The organism is Desulfofundulus thermobenzoicus (assembly GCF_009428905.1).
GTDB classification, from domain to species: Bacteria; Bacillota; Desulfotomaculia; order Desulfotomaculales; family Desulfovirgulaceae; genus Desulfofundulus_A; species Desulfofundulus_A thermobenzoicus.
In genome coordinates this window covers 1-380 of the sequence record NZ_WHYR01000280.1, presented here as the reverse complement: position 1 = coordinate 380, position 380 = coordinate 1, and the positions used below count along the sequence as shown (strand labels likewise).

Annotated in this window: 1 protein-coding gene; it reads right to left on the bottom strand. The window is 38.2% G+C overall.

Features of this window, described 5'->3' with window-relative positions; genetic code table 11:
* Nucleotides 1-57 precede the first annotated feature (57 nt).
* Nucleotides 58-380 (bottom strand): alpha/beta hydrolase (locus GFC01_RS18980; protein WP_479723397.1); only part of this gene is annotated, 323 nt, incomplete at its 5' end.

Sequence of the window (380 nt, the reverse complement as noted above, 5' to 3'; positions counted from 1 at the left end):
CTTTCAATCTATACGTTCCAATATATCATATCGGCTTTGTGCCATGCTGATAAAAAATTAGCGTTCTCTTTGATAAAACCACTTTAGGGCCGATAAGAAATTTTTTTGAAATTGTTTCAGATGATGGCCCTCCCCTTGTTCGATGTGATATTGCAGCTGCCTTTTTTGCATCCCTTTCAGTAATAAAAGGTCACGCAGTTGTTTGTTGAATAAAGGCATGTGCTGTTGAGCAGATGTTTTGCCTTTCCCTTCTTCACTGCCTACAGACAAATAAATAAAGTGATCCACACACTGAATGCTTTGTTGTTTAGCAAACGGTAGAAAATCTTGATACCAAAATGACCCGGAGATCGATGCGATGTTTTTAAAAAGATCAGGGT